The following is a 786-nucleotide window of genomic DNA, read 5'->3' on the forward strand; positions in this document are numbered from 1 at the left end:
TTTGATAATTACGAGGTTTGTTACTTTGCTTGGGTAAATGAACTGTTTCTGTTCGCATCTGTCCTGGTTTTAAGTCATCGAGTTTCCAAGGGCCGATGGCATGCCGAATCAGTCTAAGTGTCGGGAACCCTATATGTGCGGTCATTCTGCGAACTTGTCGGTTTCGACCCTCTGTAATGATGATTTTAAGCCAGCTTGTTGGGATGTTTTTTCTGTCGCGTACTGGAGGGTTTCTCTCCCACAAATCCGGAGGGGCGATCAATCGTGCTTTGGCTGGTTTCGTTGGACCATCTTTGAGAGTGACGCCTTTTTGAAGTTTTTCCAAGTCTCTATCATTTGGAATACCTTCGACCTGAACTAAATAAGTTTTGGGTAGCTTGTGTTTTGGATCGGCGATGCGTGACTGCAATTGACCGTCATTGACCAACAGCATTAAACCTTCAGAGTCGTAATCAAGGCGACCAGCTGGATACATGTCTTTGGTTTTGATGAATTGGGCAAGTGTGGACCTGCCTTCACGATCAGTGAATTGAGACAAGACGTTGAAGGGTTTGTTGAATAACAGTAGATCAGCCATAAACTCGCTCGCAGATTACGTGCGAAGTCTACCAGAGCAATTCAAACAAAAGTATCTTTCTGAGGCGCACGAGAACGCCCCAGAATCACTAATAGCAACCCTTAAATTATAGGGGCTTTAGCTTCTTCAATGTTTGTAGAAGTTTCAGAAACAGCCGCGATGCTCGGCGCTGCTTGTTCTTCTACTGAAATCACTTCGTCGTCAAGATT

1 protein-coding gene is annotated in these 786 nt (G+C 44.8%); it reads right to left on the minus strand.

The genetic code is table 11. The features are described 5' to 3' along the window. Nucleotides 1-577 (minus strand): pseudouridine synthase (locus A3762_RS24605; RefSeq protein ID WP_068758084.1); only part of this gene is annotated, 577 nt, incomplete at its 3' end. Between the last annotated feature and the right edge of the window lie 209 nt (nucleotides 578-786).

Source organism: Oleiphilus sp. HI0125, from assembly GCF_001635355.1.